Genomic DNA, 913 nt, shown 5'->3' on the forward strand with positions numbered 1-913 from the left:
GGGCCCGGCCGACGAACCGGTCGTCGAGCTCCTCGCCCGGCTCGACGAACGTGACGAGCTCGGACGTCGCGGCACCCAGGACGGCGTTCATGAGGTCGCGCTCGGCCGCCACCACCACCGACGCGGCCGCGACGCCCAGCGTGGCCGTGAGTCCCTCGACGTCCAGCCCCTCGGCCACCGCGACGACCACGTCGTGTCCGGTGCCGCGGCCAGGACGGGCACCAGGCGCGCCCGAGGGCGCTGACCGCCTCGACGTCGTCGTCGGTCAGCAGGACCGCCAGGGAGAGGGAGGGATTCGGCATGGAAGCTGAGGCCACCGTTCCGCGGGCCGGGGCCCGCCGTCTCGTCAGGGGATGCGCAGGACTCTGTCGAACAGCTCGGCGTTCGCCTCGTCCCGCTCGCGCGGCGTAAGCAGACGGGCGACACGGGCACGATAGACGCCCGAGCCGGAAAGGACCTCCTCGACTCCCTGCACCGTGCCGGCCACGTCGTGCGTCACCGGGCCGAACCCGTCGTCCTCGTAGGAGAACCAGCCGGTACGGACGTTGTGGCGCCCGCCGTAGAACTCGTCGCGGTCGTGCTGGAGGTACACCGTGGGCCGGCCGAGCCAGGCCAGGTCGAAGGTGATCGACGAGTAGTCGGTGACGAGCACCGCGGACGTCGCCAGCAGCGCCCGGTAGGGGGTCTCGTCGGGCGAGACGACGTCGACACGCTCGTCGGTCACCAGCCCGGTGAACAGCTCGCGGGCGTTCGGGTGCGGCACGAACGTGACCCGCAGCCCGTGCTGCTCGGCCACGCGGTGCAGGTCGTCCGAGCCGAGCAGGCCGGTTTTTTTTTTTTCCAGTGCCGCACGTACGGGGCCTGCTGCCGCTCGGCGAGCGGCGCGTCGGAGAACCGCGCGGCCAGCTCGCGC

Annotated in this window: 2 protein-coding genes; both read right to left on the bottom strand. The window is 72.3% G+C overall.

Going from position 1 to position 913, the window contains the following annotated elements; genetic code table 11:
* A partial coding sequence (locus AC2W7G_RS17255; protein ID WP_485869520.1) for a hypothetical protein occupies nucleotides 1–190 on the bottom strand: 190 nt, incomplete at its 3' end.
* 156 nt (nucleotides 191–346) lie between these two features.
* Nucleotides 347–796: a CDP-glycerol glycerophosphotransferase family protein gene (locus AC2W7G_RS17260; RefSeq protein ID WP_485869521.1), complete on the bottom strand. Its 450-nt coding sequence runs from the start codon at nucleotides 794–796 to the stop codon at nucleotides 347–349.
* Nucleotides 797–913 lie beyond the last annotated feature (117 nt).

This window comes from Aeromicrobium sp. PFPM2_SD2 (assembly GCF_057364525.1).